An 18,983-nucleotide genomic window follows, 5' to 3' on the forward strand; every position below is an offset into this window, starting at 1 on the left:
ATAAAGGGGGATCATCATCATGAACGGAAATATTCATTCTATTGAAACATTAGGAACAGTCGACGGACCAGGCATACGCTATGTTGTATTTACACAAGGCTGCCTATTACGCTGCCAATTTTGCCATAACGCTGATACGTGGGAAATCGGCAGCGGCAAACAGATGACCGTTTCCGAAATCATGGATGATCTCATGTCCTACCTTCCCTTCCTTCAGTCATCTGGTGGAGGAATCACTGTCAGCGGCGGCGAACCACTTCTACAAGTTCCGTTCCTTACTGAATTGTTTAAGGAATGTAAAAAGAAAGGGATTCATACTACCATTGATTCTTCTGGCGGCTGTTTCTCACACTCTAAACTGTTTATTGAACAGCTAGAAGAGTTATTACAATATACGGATTTAATTTTACTTGATTTAAAGCATATTAACCGCAAAAAGCATATTCAATTAACCGGTATGGCAAATGATCATATTCTTGAATTTGCTAAATTCTTGTCTGACCGAAAAGTACCAGTTTGGGTACGCCATGTCCTTGTACCTACTGTTTCTGATGATCCTGAAGACCTTCAAAAACTTGGAGAATTTATTGGAACACTTGAAAATGTACAAAAGGTCGAAATTCTTCCCTACCATAAGCTTGGTGTTTATAAATGGGAAGCCCTGGGGCTTGAGTACCCATTAAACCATGTTGAGCCACCTTCAGAAGTGAATGTGGAATATGCTTATAAAATGATTACTGCACACTGGAACAAACCTTCCTTGGCAAAATAAAAAGAATGCTGTCTTTATGGGCAGCATTCTTTCTTGTTAGCGTGATATTGCTGCAAAGACTTTTTCCAGCATGATTCAATTGCTTCTTTGGTCCTTCTCTATTATACTCATATCATTAACAGTAAAAAGCGAGGTGATTATTTTTGTACCAACTGCTCATTGATTTTACAGATGCAAACGCGTTAGAAACCATTTATTTAAGTTTATACTTCGGGGTCATCATCAAATTACTCTGGGCATGGAATGTGGAGTATTGCTTTATGGGATCCATTAGCGAGCCTGCACATACAAAAATAAATCACCCATTGTCTTTTTATAAGAAAAAAGGCTCTGTAAATAGAAATATTATTCTAACTCGTATTTTTAAATATATTCGTAGAAAAGAAAGTTCACAGGACGATACAGAAGAACCTATTTCCTCCACCCTATTTCAATTTAAAACAACTTAAACAATCTTAGGAGGAAATATGAAAATCAAACGTTCTTTACCAATTTTATTACTTTTAGCACTTACTACAGTGCTCCTATCAGCCTGTTCTGGAGCAAACGGAAAAGGTGATGGGTTTTTCAATACCTATTTTGTTGAACCATTTGCTGTTTCTATTCATTTTTTAGCTGAGTTTTTCAATGGAAGCTATGGTTTATCCATTATTCTAATTACACTCATAATTCGACTTATATTAATGCCGTTTATGCTAAAACAATATAGAAATCAAATGAACATGAAAGAGAAAATGGATGTTATGAAGCCAGAAATGGACGCCATCCAAAAGAAAATGAAAGAAGAAAAGGATCCAAAAAAGAAACAAGAAATGCAGCAGGAATTAATGGGTCTTTATCAGAAGCATGGTGTAAATCCATTAAATATGGGATGTTTGCCTCTTCTGATTCAAATGCCGATTTTAACTGGCTTTTATTACGCGATTCGTGGCTCAGAAGAGATTGCTAGCCACCGTTTCCTATGGTTTAGTCTTGGAGACCCTGATATCATCATTACCCTCATTGCGGGTGTGATTTATTATTTTCAATTTAAAGTTTCCCAGACTAGTATGCCATCTGCTCAGCAACAGCAAATGAAATATATGGGGCTGATGTCTCCACTCATGATCGTGATGTTTTCTTTTAATTCACCTGCAGCGCTGCCGCTATATTGGGCAGTAGGCGGTACGTTTTTAATTCTACAAACATGGCTAAGCAGAAAGCTATATCAAAAAGTTAAAAATACAGAAATAAATGCTAGTACTAATTAATAAGGGGAAAAGAAGCATTGGAGCCCAATGCTTCTTTTTACTGTATACCAAGTTTCCTTGCTAATTCTTTCTTTACGGTTCCCCACTCGTCTCGAAGAATACTAAAGAAGACAGTATCACGAACATATCCACCAGATATTTTTCGATCCTTCCTTAGCGTTCCTTCTTTTACTGCTCCAACTCGCTCAATTGCTCGTTGTGAACGAAAATTCCGAGAATCTGTTTTAAGTTGAACGCGCCTTAACTGCCAACTTTCAAATGAATGCCTTAGTAGCAGGTATTTACATTCAGTGTTTACTCTAGTTCTCCAAACATCAGGGTGATACCATGTTGAACCAATTTCTAAACTTTTATGTTCTTCTGAAATATCAAGGTAACGAGTACTTCCGATAATACGATTGTCCTGATTTATCACAACAAAGGTGTAGTCTGTACCCTTTTCTCTCTTCTGGATAGCTGAAGCAATCATCTGCTCCATCTCTTCTCTACTTCTTACTGTGGTAGCCATATAGGTCCAAATTTCATCAGGTTTAGCGGCTTCCCATAGTCCATCAAGATGATCCAAGGTGATTGGAACTAACCTGACACATTCCCCTTCTAACTCAAAAAGCTCATTCCACAACTTCATTTCCCCATTCCCCCATTACAAAATTAAAAAAAGAGACTGGCAGGCAAGGCCCATCAGTCTACATTTTGAAAGTATTCTTTGTAAAATCCGCCTACCTTACCAGTATTGTCGATAATGTAATAAAACTCTTCTGTTTCATTTTTCACATCATAAACTTTCCCGGAGGTTAATGCGTTATTTACTATGTATTTTTTTGCGTCCGTATGAACACATTTTACTTTTTTTACAGTCTCACGCTCACGCCATGTTAAATGAATCATCCCAGCACCGTTCCTTTCCGTTAGATATTCCTTAGTATAATCAAAAGCAACACTGTAGTGCAACAAAATTATATTTGAGTCTTTTGACATATTTTATCTATTTTTAATATGTCAAATATATGAAAAAGGTTCTGAAATGGTTAGAAAACGATTACAATAATAAAAACTGAATATTCAATCCATTATTCCGAGGGAGGCTTGCAAAGTTGAAAATAATGAGTAACGAGCTGTTAGTGGTGACGTATCGGGATGCTTTAAAATCTGGAAAGGAAAAAGAATGGATAAAGATTTTAAAAGATGAAATTAAACGTCGTGGATTGAGGCCATTTAAGAATCGTTAAAAGTGCAAAGATTTTAGAACCGCCAAACTCGCGGCGGTTTTTTCATGCAAAAAAATAAAGGCCGGGTTGACCGGCCTTTATAGCGACTATATTTGACCTTCAAAAGCTACCTTCTTCTCTACCATTAGTTTATTTATTTCTGCCATCACCTTTAGACTGGCAGCATCAAAATCATCCGCGTAAACATCAATGAATTTCCCATCATATTCAAGGGTAGCATGGTCATAGCGTGGGTCATAATAATGTTCGAGTAAAATACTAATCATCTCTTGGTAATCCTTAATTTCTAAAGATTGGACTAACATTTTTTTCATTTCATTATCCTTTATTCTTCTTATAATCTTTTCAGTTCCAATCGAAATTTGATCGTGGTACCAAGGCTCATTTTGATAAGGTAAAACGTACTCATTTACCAGCTGCTTAACCCTTTGCTCTAGAGGGGTGTGGATATAGATATTGATTCCCCTCATTTTTCTATCCGTTAGCTCTTCAGGCTGGACAGCTTTCCCAATCCGTTTGCTTTCTGCCTCCATAACAAAATAAGTGGAACCTTTTATATCCTGAAGTTCCTTGTAAAGAAGAGAATCAAAAGTCTTCTGGTTATTTCCTTCTCCCAGCCCAATCGTTCCAAAAATGGATCCTCGATGAGCAGCCATTTCCTCAAGATCAATTGTTGGGTACCCAGTTGCTTTTAATTTCTTCAAAACTTCCGTCTTTCCTACACCAGTTAAACCATGCAATACAATTGCTTTTTCAGGAAACATCGTTGGAATTTGCTGAAGAATGTATTGTCGATATGCTTTATAACCACCAGTAAGACGGTTTGCATAAATGCCTGCAAATTCTAAAAAGGTTACGACCGCTTTACTTCGCATTCCCCCACGCCAGCAATGGACTATTAACTCATCCCCATTTTCCATTACTGATTTTATCTGGTGAAGCAGACTAGGTATTTTTGGTGACACAAACTCCATAGCTCTCCATTTTGCCGCGGCTTGTCCTTCATGTTTATAAATGGTTCCGATTTCCTCTCGTTCTTTATCTGTAAATAAAGGAATGTTGATTGCTTCCGGAATGGCACCATCCTTAAACTCAATAGGTGCGCGGATATCAATAATGACCGGATTCTTAATCGTTTGTAATTCCTCAACCGTGATTTCCTTCATTTATTAACACCTCTTTTTATCTATCTCTACTAATGTCTATAACAAACAAAACTTCCAATAATGGAAGTTTAAAATCAAGAAAAGGGATATCCCCTAAAATATGATTAAATGGAAAAGAAGCTCAGTAAAAGTATAGACTAATTATATAGGAGATATACGAGGGTATCAAGCAGACATTCCTGCCAATTTGATAGGATGAGGCAGTTATCGAAATGGAGTTCCTGTTAATTTTTCTACAGCAGTACAAAATCGTTTCCAATCAGGCGGAAAGCATTCCATTCCCTCACTCTCGAAGATTTTTCCTTTTGTATTCAACTTTATCGACCAGTATTTCCCATCAAGAATGATCCCTTCTTCCTTTCGATAAGATGGTTCCCATTCCCAAATCTTCATTAAATAGATATCTTTTTTGAAATCTTCCATGCTTCCAATTGATTTTCGTTCAAAGTTAGTAATAGGGTGTAAATTTTCTTTATTTCTCCATTCAAAAACAGTAAATCGATTTTGGTAAAAATCCACATGAACTTTATAAGAAATTCCTGAAAAACCGTCAATCCCTGCCATTAGTGAGATGATTGTTTCCTTAACTTTCTTCATACATCCCTCATCCTTACCAACCAGATATGATAATCCATTATCAAAATTATAGTAAATATTCATTTCCACTGCTGTAACAAATGACACTAGAAAAAGAAAAAATCCACTCGCAATAAGTGGATTTCTATTTTTAAATGATGTTTTTTTCAGGTTTAAGTACTGACATAAAGCTTTCAAGCCCTGATAAATCATTTTTATGGAACAAGTCGACAATTTTACTACCAACAATGACTCCGTCACAGTGGGGGATTAGCTCATTAATTTGTTTTTCGTTTGAAATACCGAACCCAGCTAAAACTGGAATGGGGCTAATGTCCTTCACTCTCTTTAAAAAATCCACCACTTCTTGATCGAATTCATTTCTTGTTCCGGTAATTCCTTTAACGGTCACAGTGTATAAAAATCCCTTTCCTCGATTGGATATTTCTTTAATTCTATCTTTTGGAGATGTCAACGTAACGAGTCGGATTAATTCAACCCCCACATCCTCAAGCTCGGCTGCGAGAAGTTCTTCTTCTTCAATTGGAAGGTCCGGAATAATACAGCCATCTACTCCGGCATTTGCAATATCTTGTGCAAATGTAGAAATTCCATATGCATAAATAGGATTTAGGTAAGTCATAAGTACGATAGGGATGGACACGACTTCCCTCGCTTTTGTTAGTTCCGCAATAATTCCCCTTAGTGTCGTTCCATTTTGAAGCGCCCTAAGACCGGCTTGCTGAATGGTTGGACCATCTGCTACAGGATCTGAAAAAGGAACACCTACTTCAATGAGGCTGGCACCGAATTTTTCTAGCGTAAGTAGACGCTCAGTTAGGTTATTAAGTCCTCCATCTCCCCCCATAATATAGGGAATAAAAGCCTTCCGGTCTTGGTCTTTTAACACCTTAAAACTTTGTTCAATTCTATTCATTATGCTCTCTCCCTTTCTAACCTTTCTTTAACTGCTGTTACATCCTTATCACCACGACCGGATAAGCAAACCACAATATGTTCGGTTTCCTTCATTTGAGCTGCAAGTTTAACCACAAAGCTTACTGCATGTGCACTTTCAAGAGCAGGAATAATGCCTTCTAATTTTGATAAAAGTTGAAATGACTCGAGTGCCTCTTTATCAGTAATAGAATGGTATTGAGCTCTGCCACTGTCCTTTAAGTAACTATGTTCTGGTCCTACACCAGGATAATCAAGTCCAGCTGAAACAGAATGAGCCTCGATAATTTGGCCATCACCATCTTGTAGTAAGTACATTAGGGCCCCATGTAGAATACCAGGTTTCCCTTTTGTGAGTGAAGCCGCATGGAAATCCGTATCTGTCCCCTGCCCCGCTGCCTCTACACCATAGAGACTGACTTCCTTATCTCCTATAAACGGGTGGAACATTCCAATCGCATTACTGCCGCCGCCAATACATGCCACAACGGCTTCTGGAAGCTTTCCTTCCTGTGCCAAGAATTGCTTTTTTGTTTCCTTGCCTATTACACTTTGAAAATCTCTTACCATCACAGGGAATGGGTGAGGTCCCATAACAGAACCCAAAAGATAGTGAGTATCCTCTACATGTTCAACCCAATATCTTAATGCTTCATTAACGGCATCTTTTAATGTCGCGCTTCCAGAGGTGACACTGACAACCTTAGCACCGAGAAGCTCCATTCGAAAGACATTTAATGCCTGTCGTTTGATGTCCTCTTCGCCCATAAAAATAATACATTCAAGTTTCAATAAGGCACAAACGGTTGCAGTCGCAACACCATGCTGTCCAGCACCGGTTTCGGCAACAATTTTCCTTTTACCCATTCGTATCGCTAGTAAAGCCTGACCGATTGCATTGTTGATTTTGTGTGCACCTGTATGGTTAAGGTCTTCTCTTTTAAGATAGATTTGAGCACCGCCAGCGTATTTTGTAAGATTTTTCGCATGATAAAGCGGCGTTTCTCTCCCTACATATTCTGTTAAGTATCCATCAATTTCTGCTTGAAAACTCGGGTCCTCTTTTGCGAGTTTGTAGGCTTCATCCAGCTCAAGTACAGCCTTCATAAGTGTTTCTGGTACAAACCTTCCCCCATAAATTCCAAATTGCCCTTTTTCATTCGGCAGTGTATATGACTTCATTTCTTGTTCCTCCTGTATGGCTCCCTTTAGCCTTATTAATAAATGATTGAATTTTATCAAGATCCTTTTTACCTTCTGTTTCCACACCGCTGCTGACATCCACCATATACGGTTTAATCAGTCTTATCGCTTCTTCAACATTCACTTCATGCAGCCCTCCTGCAAGAATCACCTTTTTATTCTTAATTTGGTTTGCAGAAATACAGTTCCAATCAAACGCCAAGCCGTTGCCTCCTCCGTATTTCCCTTTTGGACCATCGATCAAAACATATTCGCAAGAGTGATTTTCTATCGCATTTAAACTTTGATCATCGTTAACACTTATGGCTTTTATTACCGGCAGTGATAGGGATTGGCTGAAAGCTGGAGTTTCATCTCCGTGTAATTGAACATGAGTCAGACCTACACATGAAGCAATTTCCTCTATCTTCTCTTTTACCTCATTAACGAACACCCCAACTTTTAATATGTCTTTCGGTAAATGAGTGACGATATCTTTTGCTTTCTCTACTGAAATCCTGCGCTTACTTTCTGCAAAAACAAAACCAATCGCGTCTGCACCATAATCAATAGCAGCCAGTGCAGTGGTAAGATCTGTAATTCCACAAATTTTCACCTTCATTTTTTTACCCCGCCAACAAGTGGTAATCTGAAGTCCTGAAAAGACTTAGCTAGATCTGGGCTCTTCATTAACGCCTCACCGACCAAGATTCCATTTGCTCCTGCATTGCGTACCCGCTCTACATCTTCCTTATGGTGTATTCCACTTTCACTGATTAGAAAGGCACCAGAGTCTTTTATTGACATTGCAAGAGACTCTGTAACGTCAAGTGAAACGTTAAAGGTTTTTAAATCACGATTATTAACGCCAATCAGTTGGGCACCAAGGTTGAGTGCTTTTTCTAATTCTTCTTGATTATGAACCTCTACTAACACCTCTAAATCCAAGCTCCTTGCATATTGGTACAGCTGCGCCAGCGTTGTTTCATCTAATGCAGCTACAATCAACAGAATTATGTCAGCCCCCTGTGCTGCTGCCTGGTCAATTTGAATAGAATCTATCATAAAATCTTTACAAAGAATGGGCAGGTCAACCGCCTCTCTAACCGCCCTTAAGTCATCAAAAGACCCTTTAAAAAAAGTGGAATCAGTCAGTACTGAAACAGCTGACGCTCCTGCCTTCTCGTATCTTGCTGCTTGATCAGCAGGTTCCACCCCATTGTTAATCAATCCTTTAGATGGAGATGCACGTTTAAATTCAGAGATGATTGCGATTTCTTCTGCTTGCTGTAATTTTTGAATGAAGGATCTTTTCGGCTTTGCTTCTACTTTTATAAAACCTCCTTCGCGGAGTTTTAGGACTTCTTTTTGTTTTTCATTAATAATTCGATCTAATATGGTTTCCAATTATATCGCCTCTCTTTTAGCTTTAGCTGTCAATTCAATTAATTGTTGTAACTTTTCATAAGCTGCTCCGGAATCAATCACATCTCTAGCGATGTCGATCCCCTCGACAATGTTGGTTGCTTTACCGCTTGTAAAAATTCCAATCCCTGCATTCAATAGGACTGTATCTCGGTGAGCACCTTTTTCGCCTGAAAGGACCTGCTTAAGAATCTCAGCATTTTCTTTAGAATCTCCACCCTTAATTGCACTGTTATCATATTGGGGAAGTCCCACTTCTTCTGGTACAAAGGTTTGAGTCGAAATAGCACCATCCTCTAATAGAGTAAAATGGTTCTCACCCTGCAAAGATGCCTCATCCATAAAGCCTGCCCCGTTAATGACAACCGCACGCTTCCGACCAAGATTTTGCAGTACTTCCGCAAATATAGGAAGTAAATCCCTACGGTAAACTCCAAGTAATTGATAGTCCAAATCGATAGGATTAGTAAGTGGACCGATAAAGTTGAAGACAGTTGGGATTCTTAATTGTCTGCGAACAGTCATGACCTTCTTTAGCTTTGGATGCACATGAGGCGCAAATAAGAAGGCAATTCCTAGTTCATGAAGTATTTCTTCTGTCCGTTCTACAGGCAGATTTAAATTAATACCTAAATACTCTAGTACATCTGCACTTCCAGTTTTGCTTGATATACTGCGGTTTCCATGTTTTGCAACAGGAATGCCGGCACCTGCAATCACAAAGGCGGAAGTAGTACTAATATTAAAGCTAGAAGATCCATCCCCACCCGTACCACAATTATCTAGAACATTGGGAAATTTCTTACGGAATGGAAGGGTATTATCTTTGAGGCCTTTTACAATACCTGTAATTTCTTCTACTGTTTCCCCTTTTGACTTTAATCCCATTAAAAATGCTGCAATTTCACTTTCCGATACCTCTTCACCTAATAGTAAGTCCATAGCCTCCTTCATTTGAGGCTCAGAGAAAGATTCACCTTCAGCTAACTGGAGTAAAAAATTCTTCATTTTTCTTCTTCCCTTCTATTTCAGATAAAAAGTTTTTGAGCATTTGCTTACCAGTTGGTGTGCCAATCGATTCAGGATGAAACTGCAAACCGAATACTGGATAATAACGGTGCTTGAGTGCCATTATTTCTTGATCATCAAGCGACTGAGCAACACATTCTAAATCGGGTGAAAGCTTCTCCTTATCCACCACCAAAGAATGATAGCGCATTACTTCCAACGGGGAAGTCAAATAAGTAAAAATCCCGTTTCCATTATGTGTGATTTGCGATGTTTTTCCGTGTTTAATATAACTTGCTCTCCTTATTTCACTGCCAAATGCTGCCCCGATTGCTTGATGACCTAAACAAATCCCCAATATTGGAATGTCTTGATGTAATTTTTGAATGACCTCAATACAAATCCCTGCATCCTCTGGTTTTCCAGGTCCAGGAGAAAGGATGATCGCCTTAGGATTCATTTCCTTTATTTGCTCAATCGTAAGTTGATTATTTCTAATGACTGTTACGCTCTCTCCTAATTCCCCTAAATATTGATATAGGTTGAAGGTAAAAGAATCAAAATTATCGATTAGTAAAATCATTGTTCACCCTCCAAAAAGGCTTTTAATTTGTTTATGGTTTCTTCATATTCGGATTCTGGATCTGAGTCGTGGACAATTCCTGCTCCTGCCTGTATGTAGGCAGTTCCTTCTTTTAAAATCATTGTACGAATTGCCAGGGCAAAATCCATATTTCCGTTGGCAGATAAGTAACCGATGGCTCCAGAATAAAGTCCCCTTTTTGATTTTTCCAATTTATTAATAATTTCCATCGCTCTGATTTTCGGTGCCCCGGAAACAGTACCTGCAGGAAGACATGCTGCCAAAGCGTCTAGACTGCTATGCTCTTTTGTCAGTGTTCCGCTTACTTCTGACACTAGATGGATGACATGTCGGAAATTTTCAACCTCCATATACTTATCAACTGTTACCGACCCAAATTCACAAACTCTTCCTAAGTCATTTCGACCGAGATCAACGAGCATTTTATGCTCCGCCAATTCTTTCTCGTCACTTTTCAATTCCTTTGCAATCAACAGGTCTTCCTCCGTTGTTTTTCCTCGTTTTTTTGTACCTGCGATTGGGTTTGAGAATACCTGTGACCCCCTAGTTTTTATGAGACTTTCTGGTGATGAACCAATTACGGTATATCCAGTGAAATCAATATAAAACATATATGGTGTTGGATTATGGGCACGGTGCTTGCGATAGAGAGATAAGGGCGATCCTTTGAATGATGACTTCATTCGTCTCGACAACACCACTTGAAAGATATCTCCTGCTTTTATATGCTCCTTTGCTATATCTACATTCTCAATAAATTGCTCCTTCGTTGTTTCTGATTCAAAACCTGAAAATTCAAACGGTGTGCTATCTTGATAGATAGCAGGCTGTTTTAACTCTTCAATCCTTTGCTCCAGTCTTTTTTCAAGTAAATCTTTATCCATTTCCTCTGAAAGTGGTACACCGCAAAGCGTTATTTTCTCTTCAAGATGGTCAAAAACAATCACTTCTTCATAAAACATTAAATGAACATCAGGCATTTGAAGTCCATTCGCAAACTCTTCGCCAATTTCTTCAAATTGACGGATGATGTCATAGCCAACGTACCCTACTGCCCCGCCTATAAAAGGAAAAGGTGCTTCATCCATTTTTGGGAGCAATGTTTTAATCAACTCAAGTGGGTTTCCCTTGATAACTTTTTTCTCTCCATTTCGATATAGAATTTCATTCGAGTCACCATGGGAAATAAGTTCGAATGCTGGATCCGATCCAATTAAGGAATAACGCCCAGAGTCATGATACTTATGTGAGCTCTCCAATAAAAACTTTTTATCACCGCTAATCTTCTGCAAAATAGAAATGGGAGTGAATGTATCCCCTTTGAGTTCCTTTAGGAAAAAACCATTTTTTATTTTCATGCGCTTTACATCCCTTCGTAAATAAATAAAAAAAAATCGTCCTCTATATGCATAAAAAGTTTTTTGCATATAGAGGACGATTCTTATGATCGTGGTGCCACCTCTCTTTGAAACTGCTTTGCAGCTTCCTCTTTCAGATACAGGACCTTAAAAAAGTCGTATATCCTATCCTTTTAACGGTGGAACTCCGTGCGGCCCTACTTTTGTTCAGGCAGCCTCTCACAAGTCCATTCCACAAATCCATTCTTACCGGGCTCTCACCTTCCCCGGCTCTCTGAAAAGAATAAAATAAGCGTACTCCTCTTGATCAACGATTTCTTTGTTATGAAATTAAAAACAAAAAGGGCCTCCCATCCAAAAAGGACGGAAGACCCGTGGTGCCACCTTAATTAGCCAAAAATCAGCTCACTTTACCGATATCGAAGCAATTATATGCTTGAATATCTGCCTCTTGTAACGATGAGGATTTCGCCAAAGCCTACTGACCCTATAGGAGGTTCGGTTTGGAGACTCCGAAGTCCATTCACTAATACGTCTACACTGATTTGCACCACCCATCAGCTCTCTAAAGAATCCGTAAAAGTTACTACTCTTCATCAATGCCCTGCCTTTATTGATTTTTATATTAAACCATTTTAAAGCATTATGTCAACAAAAAATTATTAGAAAATTCAATTTAAGGATATTCCATTTAAAGGATTGTTGTTTGATAGTTATTTTAAATTAAAGATGTCAATATTAACGTTAGCACATCATAATGAAGGCGGGATAGAAGAAAAATGGATCATATTGAACGATTATGCCCGAGTTCAGAGGCTGTGAGAAATAAATCCTCTTCAGCTGGAAAAAAGAAAAAATCAGGTGAACTTTCCAAACAAAAGTGGGCAATACTCTCATTGTCATCTATTCCTTTAGTGATGACCCTAGGTAATTCCATGTTGATACCAGTACTACCCTCAATGGAAAAGGAATTATCCATCACAGCGTTCCAAACGAGTATGATTATAACGGTCTATTCAATAGTTGCAATTTTCTTAATCCCTGTTGCAGGGTATATATCAGATCATATTGGAAGAAAGAAAGTAATTATTCCAAGTCTTATTATCGCAGGAATTGGCGGTTTAATTTCAGGATGGGCCGCTTGGAAGTTGGAAAATGCCTATTGGGCAATATTAGTCGGACGGGCCCTCCAAGGGGTTGGAGCAGCTGGAGCTATGCCTATTGTACTCCCTCTGGTTGGTGATATGTTCAAAGATGAAGATGATGTAAGCAGTTGTCTAGGTTTAATTGAAACCTCTAATACATTTGGAAAGGTTCTAAGCCCGATTTTGGGTTCATTGCTAGCAGGATTTATTTGGTTTTTACCATTCTTTTCGTTTCCAGTCTTTTGTACGATTTCGGTCATCATGGTAATGCTTTTAGTAAAGAGTCCAAAGTCTCGAAAAAAACCAATCCCTTTTAAACAATTTTTTACAAATGTAAAGAAAACCTTTACTGAAAAAGGGAAATGGCTATACGCTATCTTTTTTATTGGTGGAATCTTGATGTTAGTACTATTTGGTATACTATTTTACCTTTCGGAAATATTTGAAACAAAATATGGGATTAAAGATCTGAAAAAAGGTTTGTTCTTAGCATTGCCGCTTGGTGCACTTTGTTTAGCCTCATTTATAGCAGGAAAGACGATCAAAAAAAATAAAGTCCTAATGAAATGGCTCACCTTCGGCGGAATTATTGCAGCAGCAGTGGCTATTCTGGCTCTATGGTTTTCGATTAAGCTCTGGTTCATGCTTACTATGTTTTTAATAGCCGGAGTTGGCATCGGAATTGGTCTTCCATGTCTTGACGCCTTAATCACTGAAGGGATTGAGAAGGAAGAGCGTGGAACCATTTCATCCATTTACAGCTCAATGAGATTTATCGGAGTAGCAGCGGGCCCTCCGATTATTGCCTTGTTAATGAAACAAGCAACTCACTGGATTTTTATTACACTAAGTGGTCTCAGTATGATTGCAGCTTTTGTTGCTTTGATCGCCATAAAACCGGGAGCCAAAAGTCAAAACTAAAAAAATGAGCGCTGGGGCTTCCCCAGCGCTCATCCAAATTCACTACCTATTATGTGTGAGGCTTTTCTTTCTTTGCCTTTTTATTTTGTGGAGTCATTTCATTAGCAAACTCTGAGTTCGTTATACTTTTTGCAGTTTGCAGTCCTGATTTCGTTTTTATATTCCGTTTTGTCAACATTCTCACCACCTATCTCAAGATGGCTTTAATTTATCCAAATGGTACAATATCATTCAGATAAAGCGGATGAAAATTTATTCGTACGGACTTAACCAATCAGGATCTCTATTTTTACACATATGACATTTCTCAGTTTCTTTATCAAAGGTGTAAAAAGTATGGCCACAGTCTTTACAAGTCTTCGAATGAACAAATTCATACTGTTCATTTTTTCTTTTTATTTCTGGTTGGATCTTAATTGCTTCTTCAGGACAGACATCTCTACAAGATGTACAATTTACACACCACTCGGCTTTAATTAGGAGCTTGCCGTCCATTAATTTGAATACTACTTCCCCACAAAGTGAAAAGCAGGTCTGGCAAAGTGTACATTCATACGGATTTATTTCCACACTGTAAAATTGATAGTTCGGAAAATATTTCGTTATCTTCCAATCATCTTGCTCCATTTTCCATGCGACAGGAGCCATCCTTTTAGCGAGCTGCTTTCCTTCTCTTTGAAATGATCCAAAGAAGGCTCTTCGTGAGAGCACTTCATCCCTTACCTTTTCTGTAACAGTAATTGGGCTTTCATCAAGTAATTTTAATCGTTTATTTGTATCCACTAATACTTTTTCCCATTCTTGATTCAATGCTTGATCAGAAATTTGAATCGATGTCATTCCTCTTTTTTTATAAATTAGCAATTCTTTCAATGAAGGTGTGTAGCTTTTATCAAAGATTAAGCTTCCTTTTTCAAAGTTACGGTTACTCGCAACCCCTTCGATGGCTGACGACGGACAAGCAATCATGCACTCCCCACATAGAGTACACTTTTTTGTATCGATGATGAGTAATTCGCCGTTTAATTCGATAGCATTGTGCTTACATTTTTCCATACAATAACGGCAAGTAGATTTTTTGTTCCTCACTCTCGAACATTTAGCTGTGACTTTCATTTCTTTATGCAGGCTTTCCAGCCAATTTACGAGGATTGACATCTCTTCACCCACTCTTTTTTTGCATTCTATTTAAACTAATTTTGCGTTACGGTGGGGAGTAATGACAATGCTTGGTTTTGTAATGGTCGGACTTGGCATTCCTTTAATTTGCCTAATATCTCCATATTTTTTACGAAGCTCTTCTATTGGACCAAATTCAATGGCTCCTAATGGACATGTTGCGACACAAACCGGGTCTTCTCCTTTTTCCTGAAGGTCCATACAAAAATTGCATTTATTGGATTTAAAAGTCTCTTTATCGTACTGTGGTCCACCGTAAGGACAAGCCTTAACACATAGTTGAGTCCCTGCACAAATCTCCTGATCTATAGTTACGACCCCATTTTCATCACTCTTCGTAATGGCACCTGTCGGACAGTTTAATAAACAAGCCGGCTGTTCGCAATGATTACAAGCAATCGAGAAATAATACGATTTCACGTTTTGGACGATCCCGCCATTCGGCTGCAGCAGATAGGAGCCTTCTTCTTTTGTATAAACTCTACGGAAGTTTATCCCTACTTCTATATTATTTTTATCTTTACATGCTACACTACATGCCTTACAGCCTTGACAGATACTTTGGTTAATGTAGAATCCTATTTGGCCCAAAATAATCACTCCTTACGCTTTTTTCACTTCAACAAGGTTTGTTAATTGCGGATTTGATTTTGCCAAAGGCGTAGGTCGTTGTGAAGTTAACACATTTACAGATCCCCTTTGGTCTACGCCTGTTTTGTCAGGTGTATACCATGCACCTTGTGGAATTCCAGCCACTCCAGGAGTGATTCGAGTTGTTACCTTCACATCAATATACAAGCTTCCCCGCTCGTTAAATACTTGAACTCTATCTCCATCCATGATTCCACGCTTTTCGGCGTCTTTAGGATTTAACCACATTTCTTGTTTCGCTGCTTCCTCAAGCCACGGCATGTTATCATAAGTGGAATGACATCTTCGCTTATAATGCCAGCTAATGAGCTGTAGTGGGTACTTCTCAATTAATGGATCTTCCGGTCCTTCCCATGAAGGTATATATTTCGCAATCGCTGGTATCTCTTCATGCTGTTTCATATCCCACAGTGCTTTAGAAAATAATTCAATTTTGCCTGAAGGTGTTTCAAAAGGATTGTTTTCTTGGTCATCAATTTGCGCTTTGAAACCAACAAGCGGTTCATCAAATTTAAAATGGTGAACACCTTTTTCCCTGAACTCTTCAAATGTTGGGAAGCTTGGATCAAGCTCTTCACGTGTTCTTTTAATACTTTCTTTTACCAGATCCAGTATTGACCTGCCTTCGGTAAATTGCTCCTTAATCCCTAATTTTTCTGCCACTTCTGCAAATACATCATATTCATTTCGACATTCATAAAGCGGATCAATCGTTTTATCACCAAAAACGACGTAATCACCAAAACACCACGGCACCCCTATATCGTATCTTTCAAAAAAGGTTGTGCCAGGAAGAACAATATCTGCATATTTTGCGCTTGGGGTCATAAAAAGATCGCTGACACAGATAAATTCTACTTTGCTTTCATCCTCTAACAGACTTGTCGTTTTATTAATATCAGCGTGCTGGTTAACCAGCATATTCCCTGCCATATTAAAAATCATTTTAATATTTGTTGTTAATTTATCTGTTCCTTGAAGACCGTCTGCTGCTGTCATCTCTGTGCCTTGTTCAACAACCTTTGTCCATAGGAAACAAGGAATAGAAGCCTTAACCGGATTTTCCACTTTAAATGGATAAACAATATCTGCACGGCTCCAGTATCCAGTACCAGCTGCCCAGCCGCCTAGTTTACCTACATTCCCTGTAATACACGCAAGCTGTGCACCGCCGCGCATAAATTGTTCACCATATGCCTGCCTTTGTGCTGCCCAGCCTTGAATAAGGGCTGCGGGCTTAATAGTTGCGTAATTTCTGGCAATCTCACGGATTTTTTCTGCAGGCACTCCACAGATTTTTTCTGCCCATTCTGGTGTTTTAGCCACTCCATCTTTTTCACCTAATAAATAGCTCTTTACTGACTCTTCCTTTGCAATACCGTCAGGCATATGGTCACCATCAAATCCTACACAGTACTTATCAAGGAATGTTTGATCATGTAATTTTTCGGTTACAATCACATAGCCCATTGCATCCATCATCGCATTATCAGTTGTTGGTTTAATCGGGATCCACTCATCGGCATAAGTAATGGCAGTATCGGTATACCGAGGGTCAATGAGAATAATTTTTGCCCCGTTTTTCTTTGCTTGCATTAAATACTCACGATATGGAGTCGAAAATATCATTTCTGAAGGGTTCTGTCCCCAAAGGATAATGTACTTAGAATGCAATAAGGAATCAAAGCTAGAACCTGAATTGTTCGTTCCATAGGTATATGGCGTTGCCACATTTCCTGCACCGGAACTGTAGTCATTCCGGTAATTTAAGTAGCCTCCAGTTAGTGCTAATACCTTTCTTGCACTATTTCTACCCCCATGAAGCCCCCAGCTTTGTCCAGATGCATAATTGACATATCTTGATTCCGGGCCATATGTATCACCAATTCGTTTAATCTCAGAGGCAATGGTATTGATTGCTTCTTCCCATGAAATTCTTTCAAATTTACCTTCGCCCCGTTTTCCTACCCGTTTCATTGGATACTTAAGACGGTCAGGGTGATAAAGCAAATTTCGATAGTTTCGTCCTCGTACACATGCTCTAAGTGGAGGGATGCTTGGATCACCACTTTCTTGAGTGTCGGTTGCTACACGTACCACTACACCATCCTTTACGTATGCCTTTATAACACAGCGTCCTCCACAATTATTAATACTACAAGTCGATACAACCTTATCCCAATCACTGGCACTTGCAACGTTTTCTTCTTTTTGCTTGTCAATCAATAATTTAGTTCCTACACCGCCAGCGATCACTGGGACACCAATTGCCCCCGACCATTTCAAGAATGTTCTACGCTGCATTTTATTGGCCAGTAAACTCCTTACAGGATTGTCTTTAGACATTGATTTTTACCCCCTCTTTCTTTTTATTGTGAAAACATTCACAATTATAGAGTGCAGTTTCTACCTCTATTTCCCAACTTGTACTCTTTATAATTCAATTTTACTTTATAGTTATTAAATAAATATTAAATTTCACATCGTTCACACTTATTTCATAATAATTATCCATATTTTGATAACAATTATGGGGCGAAAAGTGTCATTTGTTTCTAGTTAATCACGAATTATGTATATAATAAAAAAGAAACTATTTTGTAAAGGATGATATCATTGAATATAACTGGTCATACAGTTGAAAAACTAGTAGATCCATTTGGATTATTATCGGGTGACCGCTATGAATTTTTTCTTGAAATAGAAGTGGATGAAGAAGATGAACTCTACACGGAAAAAGGTGTTGGAATTAAGGTATTGTTAGTAATAGATGAAAAGGGACCTAGAATTTCACACTATCATCTCTATGAAAGAGGTTCAGAAAAGGTTTTAGACTTTGCTCTTGAAGAAGACGAGGAATTAACGGTGTTTAATTATTGTAAGGAAAACATTGATTCATAAGAAAAAGCAGAGGAATTACCCCCTGCTTTTTTCTTATGGTTATTACATAAAGTTTTTACTATGATTATGAATGACCTGTAATTCTTTCGTATTAAGGCTCATTTCACTTTTGCATATTGGACAGAGGGGCACTTCAGTGCTCTTAAAATTGTCACGAATCCAGCATTTACAATTATCTGAATTACATTCCCAAATTTTAGTTTCTTCAAGCTTTACTTCTTCATCATTTCTTCTACCAAACGCCAAAATGATCACCCCTTGTACTTTTTGCAAGACTGTTGGACACTTTGAAACATCTTTTATAAAGATAAAAAGGTGATGCCGGATCATTGCACCACCTTTTTATTTTTCATGAATTAAGCTTTAACTACGTTAGCAGCTTGTGGTCCACGAGCACCTTCAACGATTTCAAAAGACACTGCTTGACCTTCTTCTAAAGTTTTGAAACCTTCTGTTTGGATAGCAGAAAAGTGTACGAATACGTCTTGACCGCCATCAGCTTCAATAAATCCAAATCCTTTTTCTGCATTAAACCATTTTACTTTACCGTTACTCATTAATAGAACCCCCAACGATTTTGTTCACTTTAAGTACATAACCATTTAATAAATCAAAAAGTCGTAATACACCACTGGGTAATAGACATCACCCACAGATCG

The 18,983-nt window shown here is 38.4% G+C and carries 23 protein-coding genes and 2 other annotated features; of the genes, 6 read left to right on the forward strand and 17 right to left on the reverse strand.

The annotated features are described in order from the left end of the window. Positions 1-19: 19 nt before the first annotated feature. From pflA to yidC, 3 genes are all read left to right on the forward strand, one after another. A complete protein-coding gene (gene pflA, locus F4694_RS06390) occupies positions 20-772 on the forward strand; it encodes a pyruvate formate-lyase-activating protein (RefSeq protein WP_179596078.1) in 753 nt (250 codons plus the stop codon). Positions 773-915: 143 nt separating this feature from the next. Next, positions 916-1,221, forward strand: a complete 306-nt coding sequence (locus F4694_RS06395; protein ID WP_179596079.1) for a hypothetical protein — start codon at positions 916-918, stop codon at positions 1,219-1,221. Between the two features lie 18 nt (positions 1,222-1,239). Then, on the forward strand, positions 1,240-2,022 hold the full coding sequence (gene yidC / locus F4694_RS06400; RefSeq protein WP_179596080.1) for a membrane protein insertase YidC: 783 nt from the start codon (positions 1,240-1,242) through the stop codon (positions 2,020-2,022). Positions 2,023-2,059: 37 nt separating this feature from the next. Here yidC and F4694_RS06405 read toward each other — a convergent pair whose 3' ends face one another. Next, on the reverse strand, positions 2,060-2,650 hold the full coding sequence (locus tag F4694_RS06405) for a GNAT family N-acetyltransferase (protein WP_179596081.1): 591 nt from the start codon (positions 2,648-2,650) through the stop codon (positions 2,060-2,062). Between the two features lie 53 nt (positions 2,651-2,703). Further along, positions 2,704-2,910, reverse strand: a complete 207-nt coding sequence (locus tag F4694_RS06410) for a DUF6501 family protein (RefSeq protein ID WP_179596082.1) — start codon at positions 2,908-2,910, stop codon at positions 2,704-2,706. A 215-nt stretch (positions 2,911-3,125) separates the two neighbouring features. On the opposite strand from F4694_RS06410, the gene sda reads away from it, so the two are divergent. After that, positions 3,126-3,251 (forward strand): sporulation histidine kinase inhibitor Sda, encoded by a 126-nt coding sequence (gene sda / locus F4694_RS06415; RefSeq protein ID WP_370576429.1) that lies wholly within the window; start codon positions 3,126-3,128, stop codon positions 3,249-3,251. Positions 3,252-3,337: 86 nt separating this feature from the next. Here sda and mnmH read toward each other — a convergent pair whose 3' ends face one another. The 9 genes from mnmH to trpE form a co-directional block, all read right to left on the reverse strand. Beyond that, on the reverse strand, positions 3,338-4,417 hold the full coding sequence (gene mnmH / locus F4694_RS06420) for a tRNA 2-selenouridine(34) synthase MnmH (protein ID WP_179596083.1): 1,080 nt from the start codon (positions 4,415-4,417) through the stop codon (positions 3,338-3,340). Positions 4,418-4,621: 204 nt separating this feature from the next. Continuing rightward, complete coding sequence (locus F4694_RS06425) at positions 4,622-5,014, reverse strand: hypothetical protein (RefSeq protein ID WP_179596084.1); 393 nt, start codon at positions 5,012-5,014, stop codon at positions 4,622-4,624. A gap of 130 nt (positions 5,015-5,144) precedes the next feature. Beyond that, positions 5,145-5,930 carry a tryptophan synthase subunit alpha gene (gene trpA, locus F4694_RS06430; protein WP_179596085.1) on the reverse strand — a complete coding sequence of 262 codons (786 nt, stop codon included), beginning with the start codon at positions 5,928-5,930 and terminating at the stop codon, positions 5,145-5,147. Further along, positions 5,930-7,132 (reverse strand): tryptophan synthase subunit beta, encoded by a 1,203-nt coding sequence (gene trpB / locus F4694_RS06435; RefSeq protein ID WP_179596086.1) that lies wholly within the window; start codon positions 7,130-7,132, stop codon positions 5,930-5,932. Before trpB ends, trpA begins: the two co-directional genes overlap by 1 nt. After that, the gene (locus F4694_RS06440; protein WP_179596087.1) at positions 7,107-7,754 is read right to left on the reverse strand and encodes a phosphoribosylanthranilate isomerase; all 648 of its coding nucleotides are present in this window, start codon (positions 7,752-7,754) and stop codon (positions 7,107-7,109) included. Before F4694_RS06440 ends, trpB begins: the two co-directional genes overlap by 26 nt. Beyond that, on the reverse strand, positions 7,751-8,539 hold the full coding sequence (gene trpC / locus F4694_RS06445; RefSeq protein WP_179596088.1) for an indole-3-glycerol phosphate synthase TrpC: 789 nt from the start codon (positions 8,537-8,539) through the stop codon (positions 7,751-7,753). Before trpC ends, F4694_RS06440 begins: the two co-directional genes overlap by 4 nt. Continuing rightward, positions 8,540-9,565 carry an anthranilate phosphoribosyltransferase gene (gene trpD / locus F4694_RS06450; RefSeq protein ID WP_179596089.1) on the reverse strand — a complete coding sequence of 342 codons (1,026 nt, stop codon included), beginning with the start codon at positions 9,563-9,565 and terminating at the stop codon, positions 8,540-8,542. After that, positions 9,537-10,148, reverse strand: a complete 612-nt coding sequence (locus F4694_RS06455) for an anthranilate synthase component II (RefSeq protein WP_179596090.1) — start codon at positions 10,146-10,148, stop codon at positions 9,537-9,539. The genes trpD and F4694_RS06455 overlap by 29 nt, the downstream gene beginning before the upstream one ends. After that, positions 10,145-11,527 carry an anthranilate synthase component I gene (trpE, locus tag F4694_RS06460; protein WP_179596091.1) on the reverse strand — a complete coding sequence of 461 codons (1,383 nt, stop codon included), beginning with the start codon at positions 11,525-11,527 and terminating at the stop codon, positions 10,145-10,147. Before trpE ends, F4694_RS06455 begins: the two co-directional genes overlap by 4 nt. Positions 11,528-11,596: 69 nt before the next feature. Further along, positions 11,597-11,847, reverse strand: a binding site (T-box leader). A 36-nt stretch (positions 11,848-11,883) separates the two neighbouring features. Next, positions 11,884-12,136: a binding site (T-box leader), on the reverse strand. A gap of 170 nt (positions 12,137-12,306) precedes the next feature. Between trpE and F4694_RS06465 the strand changes: the two genes are divergently transcribed. After that, on the forward strand, positions 12,307-13,593 hold the full coding sequence (locus tag F4694_RS06465) for an MFS transporter (RefSeq protein WP_179596092.1): 1,287 nt from the start codon (positions 12,307-12,309) through the stop codon (positions 13,591-13,593). Between the two features lie 49 nt (positions 13,594-13,642). On the opposite strand, the gene F4694_RS32070 is transcribed toward F4694_RS06465, so the two are convergent. The 4 genes from F4694_RS32070 to F4694_RS06480 form a co-directional block, all read right to left on the reverse strand. Then, entirely contained in the window at positions 13,643-13,771 is a 129-nt protein-coding gene (locus F4694_RS32070; protein ID WP_257029159.1) for a hypothetical protein, read from the reverse strand. 74 nt (positions 13,772-13,845) lie between these two features. Continuing rightward, positions 13,846-14,751, reverse strand: coding sequence for a 4Fe-4S dicluster domain-containing protein (locus F4694_RS06470; RefSeq protein WP_179596093.1), 906 nt, complete (start codon positions 14,749-14,751; stop codon positions 13,846-13,848). A 30-nt stretch (positions 14,752-14,781) separates the two neighbouring features. Then, the gene (locus F4694_RS06475) at positions 14,782-15,372 is read right to left on the reverse strand and encodes a DMSO/selenate family reductase complex B subunit (protein ID WP_308806304.1); all 591 of its coding nucleotides are present in this window, start codon (positions 15,370-15,372) and stop codon (positions 14,782-14,784) included. Between the two features lie 3 nt (positions 15,373-15,375). Beyond that, positions 15,376-17,769 (reverse strand): DMSO/selenate family reductase complex A subunit, encoded by a 2,394-nt coding sequence (locus F4694_RS06480; RefSeq protein WP_257029160.1) that lies wholly within the window; start codon positions 17,767-17,769, stop codon positions 15,376-15,378. Positions 17,770-18,030: 261 nt separating this feature from the next. On the opposite strand from F4694_RS06480, the gene F4694_RS06485 reads away from it, so the two are divergent. After that, positions 18,031-18,324, forward strand: a complete 294-nt coding sequence (locus F4694_RS06485; RefSeq protein ID WP_306458411.1) for a DUF6509 family protein — start codon at positions 18,031-18,033, stop codon at positions 18,322-18,324. Positions 18,325-18,366: 42 nt separating this feature from the next. Here the strand turns inward: F4694_RS06485 and F4694_RS06490 are convergent, their stop codons facing one another. Beyond that, positions 18,367-18,570, reverse strand: coding sequence for a cold-shock protein (locus tag F4694_RS06490; protein ID WP_179596096.1), 204 nt, complete (start codon positions 18,568-18,570; stop codon positions 18,367-18,369). A 110-nt stretch (positions 18,571-18,680) separates the two neighbouring features. Then, positions 18,681-18,881 carry a cold-shock protein gene (locus F4694_RS06495; RefSeq protein ID WP_179596097.1) on the reverse strand — a complete coding sequence of 67 codons (201 nt, stop codon included), beginning with the start codon at positions 18,879-18,881 and terminating at the stop codon, positions 18,681-18,683. Between the last annotated feature and the right edge of the window lie 102 nt (positions 18,882-18,983).

The sequence above is a fragment of the Neobacillus driksii genome (assembly GCF_013409995.1).
Lineage (GTDB): Bacteria > Bacillota > Bacilli > Bacillales > Cytobacillaceae > Neobacillus > Neobacillus driksii.